The following is a 15,813-nucleotide window of genomic DNA, read 5'->3' on the forward strand; positions in this document are numbered from 1 at the left end:
TCCGCGCCGCCCCGAACAGGGAAACGCCCCCATGAGCGTCCTCCGTCTTTTTTCCCCCATCTCCCAATTCGCCCCGCGCCCGAACCTCCCGACCTCTGTCGGAGGCTGCGGCCCCCGGATCCCGTCCGACGCGCCGGAGACGCGCCTCGGATGACGTCTTCGCCCTGCGGCTTCGACGCCGCGGCGCGAAACGGATCGCGGCGCGGCTGCGCCCGAATTTCGCGTTGCGGCCGGCCTTTCGAAGAAAGAGCCCGGCGCCGAACCGCAGCCCGTTTTTTCAGGAAACAGCGCATCAGCCAGAGGAGAACAGAAATGTCCGTTTATGAGCAGGCTCAGGACTTCGCCCGCGCGCATATCCTGCCCACGAGCGCCGAATGCGACGCCACGGCGTCTTTTCCGGACGAAGCCTTCAGGCAGATGGCCGCTCATGGCTGGTTCGCGCTGCTGATCCCCGAGGAGCTCGGCGGAAAAGGCGGCGGCCTTCCCGAGCACGCTGAAGCCTGCCTCGCCTTCGCCGAGGCCAATCCCAGCGCCGCGCTTTGCTATATGATGCATAACGTGGCGCTGAGATGCGCCCTGACTCACGGCTCCGAGGCGCAGAAGCGCCGGATCTGCAAGGACGTTCTGGACGGAAAATTCATGGCGCTCGCCTATAGCGAGTTCGGTTCCGGCACGCATTTCTACAATCCGCAGATCGAAGCGGCCTTCGGCCCCGAGGGCGTGACGATCAACGGCGCCAAGAGCATGGTGACCTCGGCGGGCAAAGCCTCCACCTACATGATCATCACGCGCTCCGAGGAGGAGGGCAAGCTCGACAACTGGGCCTTGCCGCTCGCCACGCCGGGCGTGAGCTTTCAGAGCAGCGCCTGGAACGGGCTCGGCATGCGCTCCAACATCTCTTGTCCGATGCTGCTCGACGACGTGAAGCTCGGCTTCGACGCCCGGATCGGCGCGGCGGGCTCGGGGCAGGATCAGCTTCTCGGCGTGGTGTCGATCTTCTTCGTGACCGGCCTCGCGGCGATCTACAGCGGCGTTTGCTCGACTCTCGGCGTCCTCGCCGCCCAACACGCCAAATCCCGCACATATCCCGATGGTTCGGCGCTCAGCCATATTGAAACCGTGCAGAACCACCTCGCGGCGATCTACGTCCGCGCGGCGGCGGCCCGCAGCCTGACTCTGGAGGCCGCCCGCGCCGAGGCCGAGGCTTTGCCGAAGATCCTCGCGGCCCGCGTCTTCTCGGCGGAATCCGCCATCGAATGCGGACGGCTCGCCATGCGGGTGGGCGGCGGCAAGGCCTATAACAAGGCGCTCCCCATCGAGCGTTTCCTGCGCGACGCCTACGCCGGCCAAGTCATGGCGCCCGGCGTGGACGTGCTGAACGTGTGGCTCGGCAAGATCCTGACCGACCAGCCGATCCCCTGACGCGACGGGCGGCGCGGAGGGGGTTCTCCGCGCCGTCCGGATTTCCGAATTCAGCCCCAGATTCATCTCAGGAAAGACTGACGCCATGAGCAGCGAAGCGATCAAGGTCGGAGCCGTCATCTACGATCCCAAAGTCACCGTCATCTGGGGGATCATCGCCGATTTCTTCCGGCGCGAGGGCTTGGAGACGCAATGCGAATTCTATAGCGATTACAAGAGCCAGGTGGACGGCCTTTTCGCGGGTGAGATCGACGTCGCCTGGAATTCTCCGCTCGCTTGGGCGGATTGCCATTTGCGCGGGGAGGGGCGTTGCCTCTATGGCGCGATGCGCGACACTGATCGCGACCGCAAGACCTATATCCTCGCGCGCAAGAACGGCGGCCCGACCAGCTTGGCCGAGCTGAAAGGCAAGACCGTGGGGCTCGGCGCCTCGGATTCGCCTCAGGCGCGGCTGATCCCGATCAATCTGCTGCGCCGCCATGGTCTGGAGTTCGGGCGCGATTACGTCGAGAAGCGCTTCGACGTCGGCGTGGGGCTGCATGGCGATCACGTCGGCGGCGAGCTGGACGCCGTCAAAGCCTTGCAAGCGGGCGAAGTCGACGCGGCCGCCGCTCTGGATCTGAATGTCGAGGCTTGGCGCAAGGATGGAACGCTCGACGCCAATCAGATCGCCGTCATCGCCGCCACGCCGGAATTCGACCATTGCATCTTCGTCGGCCGCCCGGATCTTCAGCCGGAGCGTTTCGAGCGCTGGATGGAGGTGCTCAACCGCATGGATTATAAGAACCCGGACCATAAGACCATGATGGACATGGAGGGGCTGAAGGCTTGGGTTCCGGGCCGGACCAGCGGCTTCGCCCAATTGCAGGAAGCCTGCGATTATCTGAAGTTCTTCGGCGCCTCCGCAGGGAAGTCCTGAGCCATGGCCGCCCGCCCGCCGCTCTTCGCCGCCTCCCTGATGGGCAGTCTGCCCCGCCCCAAGGCGATCCTCGACGGATTGCGGGGCCTGCGCAAGGGCGCGCTGGCCCGCGAGGCTTTCGACGCTTTGGTCGAGGCGGAGACGCGGCGGGCGCTCGCCCTTCAGGAGGACTGGGGCCTCGACCTCCTCACGAGCGGCGAATTCGGCCGCGATAATTACGTCTCCTTCGTCGCGGATCGGCTTTCCGGCGTCGAGATGATGGATATGGGCCAATTGCTCGATCATATCGAGGATAAGAAGGCCTTCGAGCAGATCCTCGCCATTCTGGACGTGCCCGCGGTCAGCATCCGCAACGCCATCTGCACGGGAAGGCTCGGAGATCGCGGCGGAATCGCTCTGCCGGAACTGGAGCTGATGAAGCGCCATAGCTCCGCGCCGCTGAAGGTCACGCTGCCCGGCCCCTATCTGCTGACCCGCTCCATGTGGCTGGCGCCGCTCTCGGGGCGGGCCTACGCCGATAAGGAGGAATTGGGCCGCGACGTCGTGGCTCTGCTCCAGCAGGAGGTCTCCCGGCTTCAGGAGGCGGGCGCCGCCGTCATCCAGTTCGACGAGCCCGTGCTCACCGAGGTGATCTTCACCGAGGGCCGTCCGCGCTCCTTCATGTGCGCCGCCCTTTCCGAGCGCAAAGACCCCGCCGAAGAGCTGGCCTTCGCCGCTTCGCTGATCGCGCCGGTTCTGGCCCATGTCGACGCCTCCCGCTCTCTGGCGGCGCTGCATGTCTGCCGCGGCAACTGGAGCCGCGACGAAAGCACCTTGCTCAGCGGCCCCTATACGCCTTTGCTGGATCTCTTCGCCGAAGTCCGGGCGCCTCTGCTGGAGCTGGAATGCTCCACGCCCCGCGCGGGCGAGCTTTCGGCCTTGCTGGAGGACGGGCGGCTCGGCTCCGGGACCATTCTGGGGCTTGGCGTCGTCAATCCGCGCATCGACCATGTGGAGAGCGTCGGGGAGATCCTGAACCGCGCTGAGGAAGCCTTGCGCTGGCTGCCGCCGGAGCGCCTCATGCTGACGCCCGATTGCGGCTTCGCCACTTTCGCCAATCGCCCGATGAACGTCGAAGAGGTCATCGGACGCAAGGTCTCGGCCATGACCGAGGCCGCGCGGATCCTCAGGCGGCGCCATGGCTGAGGTCTATGAATCCCGCTTCCACGACATGAGCTTTCGCGCCGTCGCCCGCGATTCCGGCGAGGTCAAGGTCTTCACGGATAAAACTTCCTTCGCCGTGGGCTCCGCGATCAGCTTCGACAATGAGAGCGCGGAGATCAGCAGCGTCGATTATTTCGCCGGCGCCTTGCTGAGCAGCCTCATGCTGACTCTGCGCGCCCATGGCCGCAGGCGCGGCGTGCCGGTCGAGGATCTGGAGGGATCTTTGTCGCTGCAACTGGCCGATCCTCTGCCGCTGGTCGGCGTGAGGGGCGCCGGGGGGACTCCGCATTTCAGCCGCATCCGGGCGAGGATCTACGCGTACACAGGCTTGACGCCGGAAGCCTTCGGGGATTTCTGTCAGGAGGCGCTGCGCCTTTGCCCTGTCTATCAGACGCTGGCGAGAAGCGCCGACGTCGCGGTCCTCTTCAAGCCGCTGGATTAGCCGCAGAGGAGCCGATTTGCTCATCCGTCATCTGGATTTCTTCGTCACCCTCGCCGAGGAGCGGCATTTCGGCCGCGCGGCGGATCTCTGCGGCGTGACCCAGCCCGCTTTATCTTTGGCCCTGCGCAAGCTGGAGGAGGATCTCGGCGTCACGCTGATCCTGCGGGGACAGCGTTTCATGGGACTCACCGCCGAAGGCGAGCGCGTGTTGATCTGGGGGCGCCGCATCCTCGCCGATTACGGCGACCTCCGCGCGGCGCTCGACGGGCGGCGCAAGGGCGGCCTGACGGGAGCTCTGCGGCTGGGCGTCCTTTCGGCGGCGGCGCCTTTGGTCCCGGCGCTCTCCGCCCGCTTCGAGGCGCGCAATCCTCTGGCGCGGGTCTCGATCAGCCAGCTTGCGCCGGAGGCGATCCTCGAAGGGCTGCGCGGCCTCGCGCTGGAGGGCGGCCTCACGCGCGCCCCGGAGGAGGAGGCCGAAGGGCTCGTCTGGACGCCGCTCTGGCGCGAGGCGCCGCTCTTCGCCTGCCGCAAGGACCACCCCTTCGCCTCGGGCCTCGCCCATGGCTGGAGCGACGCCGCCAGTCAGCCCCTCTGCGCGACGGAGGAGACGGCGCGCCGGGAGTTCGCTCCGCGCAAGATCCGCGCGGCGGTGGTCTGCTCCGGGCTGGACGGCGTGCTGGCCCATCTGCGGGAGGGGCTCTGGTGCGCCGTGGTCCCGGAGGCTTTCCGCCATCTGCTCGGCGCGGAGGATGAGATTCTTCTGCATCCGCTGGACGAGGAGTCGGCGGCCCCGAGCCTCGGCCTGCTCACGGCGGCGCGCGAGCCGCCTTCGCCCATGGCTCAGGCGCTGCTTGACTGCGTCGCCGCGCTGCGCGAGGAGTGGACGCAGGCCGCCCCCTCCGCCTGAGCGCGGCGGAGCCTATCCCCCAAGACATGCCCGGTTCGGGAAGAGGAGGAGCCGTCTTGTCGACCGCCGCCAGCCTTCAGGACGCGTCCTCCGACGCGGGGCTTCTGAGCCGGAGCTCCGTGCTGATCGTCGACGACGAAGCGGGGATGCGCAATTTCCTCTGGCGGATTCTCGGGCCGCGCTGCCGCCGGGTCGAACAGGCCGCCGATCTGGAGGAGGCGGAGGAATGGCTGGCCGTCGAGGCCTTCGACCTGATCGTCCTCGACAATATGCTCGGCGAGGCGCGGGGCCTCGACTGGCTCGCGCGCCAGCGGGAGAAGGGCCATACGCCGCCTGTGGTGCTGATCTCGGCCTTCGGCGATCTCGAAATGGCCATCGAGGCCATGCAGGCGGGCGCCGCCGATCTGGTGCTCAAGCCCTTCCGGGCGAACCAGATCCTCAACGCCGCCTTGCGCGCCGTCGAGCGGAGCCGCCTCAAGGCTGAAAACACCCTCTTGCGCCGCGAGATCCGCCGCGCCTCGGAGGAGACGGCTCGTCTGACCGGCGCTTCGCCCGCCATGGAGGAGATCCGCGCGGCCATCGCTCAGGCGGCGCCCTCGCCGAGCTCGGCGCTGCTGACCGGAGAATCCGGGACGGGCAAGGAGGTCGCGGCGCGGATGATCCACAGCCTGTCGGACCGCGCGGATCGCCCCTTCATCCCCGTCGATTGCGCGGCCATGCCGGAGGAGATGGCGGAATCCGAGCTGTTCGGCCATGTCGAGGGCGCTTTCCCCGGCGCCAAAGGGCGGCGCGAGGGGCTTTTTCTTCAGGCTCAGGGCGGGACGCTCTTCTTCGACGAAATCGCGGAGGCGCCGCTCTCGACGCAAGCGAAGCTCCTGCGGGTTCTGGAGGAGCGCCGGGTGCGGCCCCTCGGAGCGGAGCGCGCCTTTCCGGTCGACGTGCGGCTGATCTTCTCCGCGAAGGCCGATCTGGAGGCGCGGGCGGCCGAGGGCCTCTTCCGGGCCGATCTCTATCACCGGATCAATGTGCTGCGGCTGCATTTGCCGCCTCTGCGGGAGCGCCGCGAGGACATCCCCGAATTGGCGCGGCTCTTCATGGCGCAGCTGGCGCAGAGGCTGAATCGTCCCGCCCTGCCGATCCCGCCCGAGGTCGAGGCGGCTCTGAAGGCTCAGGACTGGCCGGGGAACTTGCGCGAATTGCGCAATTTCATCGAGCGGGCTTTGATCCTCGGGCGTCTCCCCGCCGATTCCGCTCATGGCTAAAGCCGCCGGAAGCTCCGTCCGGCTCCGGCTGCTCCTCCTCGCGCTTTTGCCGACGCTGCTTCTGACGCCTCTGCTGATCGGCGTGACGACCACGCGCTGGACTTGGCGCATGGATCAGGTGCTCATCGCCCGTGTGGCCAGCGATCTGGCGGTGGCGCGGCGCTATCTGCTGGAGCGCGTCGAGGGCGCGGGCCGGGCCGTGGAGGCTCTGGGGCTTTCGGCGGAGTTTCAGGGCCGCCTCGCCGCCGGAGATTCCGCCGCTCTGCTCGCCGAAAGCCGCGCAAGGCTCGGCCTTGATTATCTGCTCCTGACCGACGAAGCGGGGCGGATTCTCGCCGCCAGCCCTCCGGAGGCGCATCCGGCGCCGGAAAGCCCCTTGCTCGCTCCGGAGCGGAGCGGCGGCGAAATCCTGCTGATCGGGCCGGAGGATCTGGCGGCGCTCTCGCCCGCTCTGGCCGAGCGCGCCCGCATTCCCCTGAGCGACGCCTCCGGCGAGGAGAGGCGCGGGCTGATCGTCCGGGCGACGAGCCGCGCGCCTCTGGCGGATGGGGCGGCGGGCCTGCTGACGGGCGGGCTTCTGCTGAACCGCGACGAGGGCTTCGTGGACCGCATCGGCGATCTCGTTTATCCGGCCACCCGCCCGGAGACGCCGCCGGAAGCCCGCGAGGGGCTGGATCTCGGCGTGGTCACGTTGTTTCTGGAGGATCTGCGCGTCGCCACCACCCTGCGCCCCTCGGGCGGGGCGCGCGCCTTGGGCACCCGCGCCTCCGAGGCGGTGCGCGCGCAGGTTCTGGAGCAGGGCGAAGGCTGGCGCGATCTCGCCTTCGTGGTCGACGCCTGGTATTTCTCGGCCTATGACGCGATCCATGACGCCCAAGGCCGCCGCGTCGGGATGCTCTACGCCGGAGTCCCCAAGGCGCCTTACGCCGCCGCCCGCCGGATCACATGGGCGATCAGCGGGGCGGCCTTTCTCGCCGTGGCTTTGCTGACTCTGCCCTTGTTCCTGCGCTGGGCGCGGAGCGTCTTCCGGCCGCTGGAGGCCATGGGCGCGACCATCTCGCGCGTCGAGGCCGGAGACATGGCCGCGCGGAGCCGCGCCGCCTCCGGCCCGAGCGCGGATGAAATCGCGCGGCTCGCGCGGCATTTCGATGGGTTGCTCGATCAGCTTCAGGCGCGGGATCAGGAGTTGCGCGGGCTCAACGGCGATCTCAACGCCCGCGTGGAGGCCCGCACGGCGGAGCTTCTGCGCGCCAATCAGGCGCTCGAAGCCGCGACGCGGCGTCTCATCCTCTCGGAGAAGCTGGCGGCCATCGGCGAGATGGCGGCGGGCGTCGCGCATGAGATCAACAATCCTCTGGCGGTGATGCAGGGCAATCTCGAAGTTCTGCGCATGTTGCTGGAGGATCGCCTCGGCGAGGTCGGGACGGAGCTTCATCTGATCGAGGAGCAGGTGTCCCGCATGGAGGCTCTGGCGCGCCAGCTTCTGCAATTCGCCCGGCCGGAGGAATTCGCCGAGGGCGCCGTGAACGCCGATCCGCGTCGGGTGGCGGAGGGGATCCGGCCTCTGCTGCGCCATCTGCTGGAGGCGGGCGGCGTGGATCTGGCGCTGGATCCGCGCTCTGCGCGGCGGGTCGCGATGAGCGCCCATGAATTGCGGCAGATTCTGGTCAATCTGCTCTCCAACGCCGTTCAGGCCACGCCCCGGGGCGGCGTGGTGCGACTCTTCAGCGAAGACTCCGCCTCGGAGGACGGCCGCCCCGGAGTCGCGCTGACGATCCGGGATCAGGGCCCGGGCATGAAGCCCGAAGTCCTCGCGCGGATCTTCGACCCCTTCTTCACCACGCGGGGCTTGCGCGGAACGGGCTTAGGTCTGGCGATTTGCCAGACTCTGGTCGCCCGGCGCGGCGGAGAACTCCGCGCCCGGAGCGCGCCGGGAGAGGGGTCGAGCTTCACGCTCTGGCTGCCTGAGGAAGCCCCCTCCGTCGGCTGATAAGCGATGCTGATCATGTCATCAGCGTTTCCATGCGTCTGAAGCGCGCATTGTCTGAGCCTCAGCCTCAGGGAAGATGAAATTTCGCTGATCAAGGGAGGTTTCCGCTCCCGCCTCATCGCTCGCGAAGGCAAGCCAGCCAAAGGGGGGTTTCGTGAACGTCAACCTGTCTCGCCGCAGTTTTCTAAAACTGGCGGGCGCCGGAGCGGCGGCCACGTCGCTCGGGGCCATGGGCTTCGGCGCGGCCGAAGCGGCGGTCGCCGCGCGCGTCCGACCCTTCAAGCTGGTCACGACGACCGAAACCCGCTCGATCTGCACCTATTGCTCGGTCGCCTGCGGAATCATCATGTACTCCAACGGCGATTTCAAAGCCGGGGAGCAGGCCGAGCTCGTCCATATCGAGGGCGACGCCGACCACCCGACCAATCGGGGCACGCTCTGCCCCAAGGGCGCGGCGCTCAAGGACTTCATCAAATCCGAGACCCGGACCACGGTTCCGCGCTATCGCGAGCCGGGCGGGACCGCATGGCGCGAAGTCTCGTGGGATTTCGCCCTCGATAAGATCGCCCGCCACATCAAGGACGACCGCGACGCCAATTTCGTCGAGACGAACGACGCGGGCGTGACGGTGAACCGCTGGACCACCGCCGGATTCCTCGCGGCTTCGGGCGGCACCAATGAAACCGGCTGGCTGACGTGGAAGACCACCCGCGCGCTCGGCTTGTTGCCTCTGGATAATCAGGCTCGCGTCTGACACGGCCCCACGGTGGCCAGTTTGGCCCCGACCTTCGGCCGCGGAGCGATGACGAACGCCTGGACGGACATTAAAAATACGGATCTCGTGATCGTCATGGGCGGCAACGCCGCCGAAGCCCATCCTTGCGGCTTCAAATGGGTGACCGAGGCCAAACATCATAACGGCGCCAAGCTGATCGTGGTGGATCCGCGCTTCACCCGCACGGCCTCCGTGGCGGACGTCTATGCGCCCGTGCGCCCCGGCTCGGACATCGCGTGGCTGATGGGCGTGATCCGCTATTGCCTGAAGAACGACAAGGTGCAGTGGGATTACGTCAAAGCCTACACCAACGCGACCTATCTGATCCGTGAGGATTTCGGCTGGTCCGAAGGGCTCTTCACCGGCTATGACGAAGAGAAGCGCGATTTCGACCGCAGCTCATGGGAATATCAGATGGACGATCAGGGCCAGCCCCTGACCGATCCCACGCTGACTCATCCCCGCTGCGTCTGGAATCTGCTGAAGGAGCATGTCGAGGTCTATACGCCGGAATTCGTCTCGAATCTGACCGGCACGCCCATCGATCGCTATCTGCAAATCTGCGGCATGATCGGCGAGACCTCGGCCAAGGATAAAGTGATGACCTCGCTTTACGCCTTGGGCTGGACGCAGCATTCCAAGGGGGCTCAGAACATCCGCGGCATGGCGATGCTGCAATTGATCCTCGGCAACATCGGGCTTCCGGGCGGCGGCGTGAACGCTCTGCGCGGCCATGCGAATATTCAGGGCCTGACCGACATCGGGCTTTTGTCGCATATGATGCCGGGCTACATGAACCTCCCCACGGAGCGCGAGCCCGAACTCGCCGATTGGCTCAAGGCCCGCGAGAACAAGCCGATGTTCCCCGGTCAGACCAGCTTCTGGCGGAACACCGACAAGTTCATGGTCTCCTTCCTGAAGTCCCTTTGGGGCGAGAAGGCTCAGGCTGAAAACGACTGGGGTTATGGCTGGCTGCCTAAGCTGGACGTGCCTTATTACGACATCCTGCGCGTCTTCGACATGATGGATCGCGGCGAGGTCAACCTCTACATCTGTCAGGGGTTCAATCCGCTTCTCTCCTTCCCGAACCGCGCGAAGCTGACTTCGGCGCTCTCGAAGCTGAAGCTTCTGGTCTCCATCGACCCGCTCCAGACCGAGACGGTGAACTTCTGGCAGGACCACGGGATCTACAACGACGTCGACCCCACGAAGATCATGACCGAGGTCATCGAGCTTCCTTCGACCTGCTTCGCCGAAGACGACGGCGCTACGGTGAACTCCGGACGCTGGCTGCAATGGCATTGGCAGGCGGCGACGCCTCCGGGAAGCGCCAAACACGACACATGGATCATGGCGCAGCTCTTCCTGCGGGTGAAGAAGCTCTATGAGGAGGAAGGCGGCGCCAATCCCGAGCCCATCATGAGCCTCTCATGGGATTACCATGAGCCGGAGAATCCTCATCCCGAGGAGCTGGCCAAGGAGATGAACGGCCGGGCTCTGGCGGATCTGCCGGATCCGAACGATCCGACGAAAGCGATCCGCAAGGCGGGCGAGCTGCTCGACAATTTCGGCCAGCTCCGCGCCGACGGCTCCACCATGTCGGGCTGCTGGATCTACGCCGGATCCTGGACCGAGGCCGGAAACATGATGGCCCGTCGCGACAATCACGACGAAGGCGGCGTGGGCACCTATCTCGGCTGGACCTTCGCCTGGCCCGCCAATCGGCGCATCCTCTATAACCGCGCCTCCTGCGATCTTCAGGGCAAGCCTTGGGATCCGAAGCGCAAGCTTCTGGAGTGGAACGGCGCGCGCTGGGAGGGCTTCGACGTGCCCGACATCTCGCCGACCGCCAAGCCCGAAGAGGTCATGCCCTTCATCATGAATCCCGAAGGCACGGCGCGGCTCTTCTCGCGCAAACTCCTGCGGGACGGGCCTTTCCCGACCCATATGGAGCCTTGGGAGAGCCCGATTCAGAATCCCTTCAATAAGGAGATGCGCGGCAATCCCGTCGGGCGGATCTTCCCGCAGGATCTCGCGCAGCTGGGGACCAGCGAGGAATTCCCCTTCGTCGGGACCTCCTATCGCCTGACCGAGCATTTCCACTATTGGACCAAACACTCGAAGACCAACGCCGTCCTCCAGCCGGAGTTCTTCGTGGAGATCTCGGTGGAGCTGGCCGAACTGCGCGGCATCCGCAAGGGCGGCCGGGTGAGGATCTGGAATAAGCGCGGCGAAATCTGGGCCAAGGCGGTGGTCACCAAACGCATCAAGCCGCTGCTCTGCGACGGCAAGGAGGTCCATGTGGTGGGCGTTCCGCTGCATTGGGGCTTCATGGGGGCGGCGCGCAAGGGCTTCGGCCCGAACAGCCTGACCGTCTTCGCCGGAGACGCCAACATCGACACGCCGGAATCCAAGGTCTTCCTCGTGAACATCGAGCCGGCTTCAGGGGATCTCATCGCATGACGACCCTCGCGCCCGAACCTCTGACGGCGGCCTCCAATCCGCCGACCCAGCCTCTGGAGAGCAATCTCCTGCCGACCGACGTGCGGCGCATCTCGGCGACGGCCCATGTTCCGCCGCCGACGCGCCAGCTCACCGAGGTGGCGAAGCTCATCGACGTGTCCAAATGCATCGGCTGCAAGGCTTGCCAATCGGCCTGCATCCAGTGGAACGACACCCATCCGGCGGTCGAGGAGAATGTGGGGATCTATGAGAATCCCCATGATCTGACGCCGGACATGTTCACCCTGATGCGCTTCGCCGAATGGGAGAACCCCGAGACCAACGAACTCGAATGGCTGATCCGCAAGGACGGCTGCATGCATTGCGAGGATCCGGGCTGTCTGAAAAGCTGTCCGGCGCCGGGCGCCATCGTGCAATACACCAACGGCGTCGTGGACTTCATTTCGGACAACTGCATCGGCTGCGGCTATTGCGTGAAGGGCTGCCCCTTCGACGTGCCCCGCATCCATAAGACGGCGCATGTCTCGAAGAAATGCACCCTCTGCTCCGACCGCATCGCGGTGGGGCAGGGCCCGGCCTGCGCCAAAGCCTGCCCGACGCAATGCATCACCTTCGGCCCCAAGGAGGAGATGAAGGCCCTCGCCGCCGAGCGCGTCGAGGATCTCAAGGAGCGCGGTTACGACAACGCCGGGCTTTACGATCCTCAGGGCGTGGGCGGAACCCATGTGATGTATGTGCTGCATCACGCGGACAAGCCCTCGATCTATTCCGGCCTTCCCGACGATCCTCGCATCTCGCCTCTGGTCGAGGCTTGGAAAGGCCCGGCGAAGAAGCTCGGACTCATGGCGGCGGGCGCGGCCTTTCTGGGCTCGGCGCTGCATGGGATCTTCGCCAAGCCCAATGAGGTCAGCGAGCATGAGGAGGAGGAGGCCGAGGAGCTTTACGAGGACATCGTCCATGAAGCTCCCGAAGCCGCCGAAGCTTCAGGCGAGGCGGCTCGATGACCGAAAAACGCGTCGATTCCGCGCCGGGCGACGAGATCGAGAGCGAAGCGCCCTTGCGCGTCTTCCGCTATCGGGGCTTCACGCGGGCGAACCATTGGCTGACCGCCGGCTGCATGATCGTGCTGTTGCTGTCGGGCGCGGCCTTCTTCCATCCTTCGCTCTTCTGGCTGACCGGACTCTTCGGCGGCGGCCAGACGACGCGCTGGCTGCATCCTCTGGTGGGGGTGCTGCTGTTCTTCAGCTTCATGGGGCTTTTCCTCCAGATGTGGCGGCTGAATCTGCCGCGTCGCGAGGACGTCGAATGGAGCCTGAAGATCGGCGACGTGCTCAAGGGCAATGAGGAGAACCTGCCGGAGCTGGGCAAATACAACGCCGGACAAAAAGGCGTCTTCTGGGGCATGTCCGGGCTGATCATGGTGCTGATCGTGAGCGGCGTGATGATCTGGGAGGAGTATTTCCCCAATCTCGTCTCGATTCCGGTGCGTCGCGCGGCGGTGGTGGTCCATGCTCTGGCGGCTCTGGGCTCGCTTTTCATCTTCATCGCCCATGTCTACGCGGCCATCTGGACGCGCGGTACCATCAGCGCCATGACTCGCGGCACGGTGACGGGCGGCTGGGCCTTCCGGCATCACCGCAAATGGTTCAAGGAATTGGCCCGCCGCAAACGCGACGAGCCTTCGGAGGGGGCGGCGGAAGCGAACGGCGCCGCCGTAAAGCCGCGATGAACGCCCGGAGGCGCTTCAGCCCTTCATGGAGATCCTGATCTCGGCGTCGAATAGGGATCTCCCCGGCGTCATTTAGATTGCGGGCGCAGGGATACGAACTCCGCGTCGACGATGAGGAGCGAGGGGGCGAGATCCTGCGCTGAAAAGCTCGACAGAGCCAGACAATCGCGCCAGAAATCAGGCGTAAGGCTCGGAGTCGGCGTTTGCAGACAAAAGCGCCGCTCCCCCTCAAGACCCAGCCCATAGAGATAGACCAGAGCCTGAGCGTTTCGCGACGCGTCGGCGAGGTCTTGGCGCCATGCGCTTTGCGCTCTGGCGAAATCCTCGATGGTCGGATCCAGCAGAACGCGGGTTTCGAAGCCCGCCTTCCGCAAGGCGCTCTCCATGAGCCGGAGATTGACGGCGGTTCCGGCGAAGGGCTGCGCGCTATAGCCGGAGACTCCGACGAGCAGAGCGAAGGTCTTCGTCTGCGGCCTGCGGAAGGCGGGGGCCTCGCCTCCCCTCAGATCGGCCTCCAGTCTGGCGAAGCGGAGGCCTTGGGCGGCCGCGGCGAGGACTTCAGCCGCTGGAGCGGGGTCCGGCGCGGCGGCGATGGCGGCGGCGAGGCGCGAAGGAAAACAGGTCGCGGCCTGAGGATCTTCGCAATCGCGATCCATGCTGGAGAGGGTCAGCGTGACCGAGGCCTGGGGGGCGGCGGTCTGGCTGAGGCTAAGGCCGGCTTGGGAAGGCGGCGGGGCGGCGAGGGCGGTCGCGGCCAGAGCGAGGGCCGTCAAAATTTTGCGTTTCATGAGAGTTCTCCTGAAGGAGTGCAGCGAGAAGAGGGGGAGGTGGTGGAGCGGCGGGCGCCGCGTCGCCCTTTGGGCCAGACCTCGAAGCCGATGCGCTCCAGCACGTCGGCGATCAGGGCGGCATGGCGCATTGGAATTTCTCGGTCATTTCGGTCCTTCTCCTGTCCGCTCCGCCGGTCCGACGGCCCTTCACGCGCTTTGTCGGTATGGTTTGGGCCAAACCATACCGACATCTCCAGACGCAGGCGCGCGGCTTTCGCGCGGCGGAGCCCCGGGAGGAGAAGACGATGGCGCGGGAGAGACGTTCATGGCGAGGGTTCAGGATCGCGGTTCTGGTCTGCGCGGTCTCGTCTCCGGGCGGAGCCTGGGCGAAGTCGGCGGCTCTGGTGATCGGCAATCGGAGCTATGCGAACCTCGGCGCGCTGGAGAAGACCATCGAGGACGCCGAGGGCTATGCGGCGGTCCTGCGCCGTCAGGGCTTCGCGGTGACGCTGCTGACGGACCTCGACGAGAGCCGGACGCGCAGCGCGGTGGGCGCCTTCGTGGAGAGCGTGGAGCCGGGCGACGTGGCGGCCTTCGTCTTCTCGGGCCATGGCTGGAGTTCGGGCGGGGTGAACTACCTCATGCCGGTGGACATGCCGCGCTCGGGCTCGCCGAGCGAGGCGGAGGACCGCTCCCTGCCGCTGATCAACGGAGCGAATGGAATTCTGGACCGTCTGACGCGGCGGGGGGCTCGGGTGCGGATCGCGATCATCGACGCCTGCCGCGACAATCCCTTCTCCGACGGGAGCAAGAGCTTTGGGACGCGGGGTCTGGCGCGCGATCAGCGGTCGAACGGGAATTTCATCGCCTATTCGGCGAGTCCGGGCCAGCAGGCGCGGGATTTCCTGCGCCCCGGCGAGACGGAGCGCTATTCGGTCTTCACGCGGGTGTTTCTGCCCTATCTGGAGCAGAATCTCCCGCTCTCCCATGCGATGAAGCTGACGCAGGGACGGGTGTCCTCTCTGGCGTCGAGCGTCGGCCATGCGCAAAATCCTGATTATTCGGATGGGGTGGACGGTTATTTCTGCCTCTCGGGCGCCTGTCCGGGCTGGGATCTGGCGATCGCGCCGCCCCCTGCGCCGCCCCCGGCTCCAAGGCCGCAGCCGGCTCCCGCGCCCGCCCCTGCGGCGGCTCCGGTTCACGTCGCTCCTGCGCCGCCCCCCGCGCCCGCCTCTGCTGGAACCCCCGCCCCTCTCCTGCCCGCGCCGGGCAGCTTGGCGGCCGAATTTCTGGAGCGCGCCGGAGCCGGAAACGCGGCGGATATGTTCAATCTCGGCTTTCGCTATAGCCGCGGGATCGAGGGCGCGCCGCAGAGCGACGCCGAAGCGGTTCGCTGGTGGCGGCGGGCGGCGGAGCTGGGAGACGCCTCAGCCATGTTCAATCTCGGCCTCATGTATAGGAACGGGTGGGGCGTGGCGCAGGATGAGGCCGAGGCGGTGCGGCTCTATCGGCGGGCGGCGGATCTGGGANAGGCCGAAGCCATGACCGGTCTCGGCTTCATGCATGCGCAAGGGCGGGGCGGTCTGGCGCAGGACGAGGCCGAGGCGGTTCGCTGGTGGCGGCGGGCGGCGGAGCTGGGACAGGCCACAGCCATGTTCAACCTCGGCTTCATGTCTGAGCAGGGGCGCGGCGATCTGGCGAAGGACGAGGCCGAGGCGGTGCGGCTCTATCGGCGGGCGGCGGAGCTGGGACAGGCCACAGCCATGAACAACCTCGGCCTCATGTATGAGCAGGGGCGCGGCGTCCCGCGCGATCTCGCGGAGGCGCGGCGCTGGTATGAGCGGGCCTTGGCCTCCGAGGATTCGGCGCAACATGAATGGGCGCAGAGGACGCTCGACCGCCTCAGGGGGAAGTGATCTGGGTCGCCGCGG

The 15,813-nt window shown here is 66.5% G+C and carries 13 protein-coding genes; 11 read left to right on the forward strand and 2 right to left on the reverse strand.

Annotated elements, in window-relative coordinates:
- The first annotated feature begins 312 nt into the window (after positions 1 to 312).
- The 10 genes from B161_RS0112280 (at position 313) to B161_RS0112330 (ending at position 13,112) form a co-directional block, all read left to right on the forward strand.
- Entirely contained in the window at positions 313 to 1,422 is a 1,110-nt protein-coding gene (locus B161_RS0112280; protein ID WP_018633713.1) for an acyl-CoA dehydrogenase family protein, read from the forward strand.
- Between the two features lie 85 nt (positions 1,423 to 1,507).
- Positions 1,508 to 2,341, forward strand: a complete 834-nt coding sequence (locus B161_RS0112285) for a phosphate/phosphite/phosphonate ABC transporter substrate-binding protein (RefSeq protein WP_018633714.1) — start codon at positions 1,508 to 1,510, stop codon at positions 2,339 to 2,341.
- A gap of 3 nt (positions 2,342 to 2,344) precedes the next feature.
- Positions 2,345 to 3,526, forward strand: coding sequence for a cobalamin-independent methionine synthase II family protein (locus B161_RS0112290; RefSeq protein WP_018633715.1), 1,182 nt, complete (start codon positions 2,345 to 2,347; stop codon positions 3,524 to 3,526).
- Complete coding sequence (locus B161_RS0112295) at positions 3,519 to 3,986, forward strand: OsmC family protein (RefSeq protein WP_018633716.1); 468 nt, start codon at positions 3,519 to 3,521, stop codon at positions 3,984 to 3,986. Before B161_RS0112290 ends, B161_RS0112295 begins: the two co-directional genes overlap by 8 nt.
- A 16-nt stretch (positions 3,987 to 4,002) precedes the next feature.
- On the forward strand, positions 4,003 to 4,893 hold the full coding sequence (locus B161_RS17955) for a LysR family transcriptional regulator (protein WP_018633717.1): 891 nt from the start codon (positions 4,003 to 4,005) through the stop codon (positions 4,891 to 4,893).
- Positions 4,894 to 4,949: 56 nt separating this feature from the next.
- Entirely contained in the window at positions 4,950 to 6,155 is a 1,206-nt protein-coding gene (locus B161_RS17960) for a sigma-54-dependent transcriptional regulator (RefSeq protein ID WP_018633718.1), read from the forward strand.
- A complete protein-coding gene (locus B161_RS0112310) occupies positions 6,148 to 8,145 on the forward strand; it encodes a sensor histidine kinase (RefSeq protein WP_018633719.1) in 1,998 nt (665 codons plus the stop codon). The genes B161_RS17960 and B161_RS0112310 overlap by 8 nt, the downstream gene beginning before the upstream one ends.
- Positions 8,146 to 8,299: 154 nt before the next feature.
- Positions 8,300 to 11,383 (forward strand): formate dehydrogenase-N subunit alpha, encoded by a 3,084-nt coding sequence (gene fdnG / locus B161_RS0112320; RefSeq protein ID WP_276202282.1) that lies wholly within the window; start codon positions 8,300 to 8,302, stop codon positions 11,381 to 11,383.
- Positions 11,380 to 12,387 carry a formate dehydrogenase subunit beta gene (gene fdxH, locus B161_RS0112325; RefSeq protein WP_018633722.1) on the forward strand — a complete coding sequence of 336 codons (1,008 nt, stop codon included), beginning with the start codon at positions 11,380 to 11,382 and terminating at the stop codon, positions 12,385 to 12,387. The genes fdnG and fdxH overlap by 4 nt, the downstream gene beginning before the upstream one ends.
- Positions 12,384 to 13,112, forward strand: a complete 729-nt coding sequence (locus B161_RS0112330) for a formate dehydrogenase subunit gamma (RefSeq protein WP_018633723.1) — start codon at positions 12,384 to 12,386, stop codon at positions 13,110 to 13,112. The genes fdxH and B161_RS0112330 overlap by 4 nt, the downstream gene beginning before the upstream one ends.
- A gap of 68 nt (positions 13,113 to 13,180) precedes the next feature.
- Here B161_RS0112330 and B161_RS0112335 read toward each other — a convergent pair whose 3' ends face one another.
- The gene (locus B161_RS0112335) at positions 13,181 to 13,900 is read right to left on the reverse strand and encodes a caspase family protein (protein ID WP_018633724.1); all 720 of its coding nucleotides are present in this window, start codon (positions 13,898 to 13,900) and stop codon (positions 13,181 to 13,183) included.
- Complete coding sequence (locus B161_RS20210; RefSeq protein WP_018633725.1) at positions 13,897 to 14,031, reverse strand: hypothetical protein; 135 nt, start codon at positions 14,029 to 14,031, stop codon at positions 13,897 to 13,899. Before B161_RS20210 ends, B161_RS0112335 begins: the two co-directional genes overlap by 4 nt.
- Positions 14,032 to 14,187: 156 nt before the next feature.
- Between B161_RS20210 and B161_RS18970 the strand changes: the two genes are divergently transcribed.
- Positions 14,188 to 15,798, forward strand: a complete 1,611-nt coding sequence (locus tag B161_RS18970) for a caspase family protein (protein ID WP_169338279.1) — start codon at positions 14,188 to 14,190, stop codon at positions 15,796 to 15,798.
- Positions 15,799 to 15,813 lie beyond the last annotated feature (15 nt).

The organism is Neomegalonema perideroedes DSM 15528 (assembly GCF_000374145.1).
GTDB classification, from domain to species: Bacteria; Pseudomonadota; Alphaproteobacteria; order Rhodobacterales; family Rhodobacteraceae; genus Neomegalonema; species Neomegalonema perideroedes.

Bases quoted from the DNA above. Each gene is read 5' to 3' on its own strand.
- B161_RS0112280 (WP_018633713.1), top strand. From the start codon at position 313: ATGTCCGTTTATGAGCAGGCTCAGGACTTCGCCCGCGCGCATATCCTG.
- B161_RS0112285 (WP_018633714.1), top strand. From the start codon at position 1,508: ATGAGCAGCGAAGCGATCAAGGTCGGAGCCGTCATCTACGATCCCAAA.
- B161_RS0112290 (WP_018633715.1), top strand. From the start codon at position 2,345: ATGGCCGCCCGCCCGCCGCTCTTCGCCGCCTCCCTGATGGGCAGTCTG.
- B161_RS0112295 (WP_018633716.1), top strand. From the start codon at position 3,519: ATGGCTGAGGTCTATGAATCCCGCTTCCACGACATGAGCTTTCGCGCC.
- B161_RS0112310 (WP_018633719.1), top strand. From the start codon at position 6,148: ATGGCTAAAGCCGCCGGAAGCTCCGTCCGGCTCCGGCTGCTCCTCCTC.
- fdxH (WP_018633722.1), top strand. From the start codon at position 11,380: ATGACGACCCTCGCGCCCGAACCTCTGACGGCGGCCTCCAATCCGCCG.
- B161_RS0112330 (WP_018633723.1), top strand. From the start codon at position 12,384: ATGACCGAAAAACGCGTCGATTCCGCGCCGGGCGACGAGATCGAGAGC.
- B161_RS0112335 (WP_018633724.1), bottom strand. From the start codon at position 13,900: ATGAAACGCAAAATTTTGACGGCCCTCGCTCTGGCCGCGACCGCCCTC.
- B161_RS20210 (WP_018633725.1), bottom strand. From the start codon at position 14,031: ATGCGCCATGCCGCCCTGATCGCCGACGTGCTGGAGCGCATCGGCTTC.